Origin of the sequence: Idiomarina sp. UBA3162 (assembly GCF_002364475.1) — a bacterium.
Lineage (GTDB): Bacteria > Pseudomonadota > Gammaproteobacteria > Enterobacterales > Alteromonadaceae > Idiomarina.
In genome coordinates, this window is record NZ_DEYI01000100.1 from 13,093 (window position 1) to 13,324 (window position 232).

The window sequence follows — 232 nt, forward strand, 5'->3', positions numbered from 1 at the left end:
TTCTTCAGATAACTCATCCATACCCAAGATGGCGATGATGTCTTTCAACTCTTTATAACGTTGAAGTACTTCTTGCACACCCATCGCAGTATCATAGTGCTCATCACCGATAACCAGCGGATCAAGCTGACGCGAGGTTGAATCCAATGGATCAACCGCAGGGTAGATACCCAATGACGCGATATCACGGTTAAGTACAACAGTTGCGTCCAAGTGAGCAAAGGTTGTTGCT

Annotated in this window: 1 pseudogene; it reads right to left on the reverse strand. The window is 45.7% G+C overall.

Features of this window, described 5'->3' with window-relative positions:
- Positions 1–232 (reverse strand): annotated as a pseudogene (locus B2X00_RS12095) (F0F1 ATP synthase subunit beta); the annotation flags it as partial.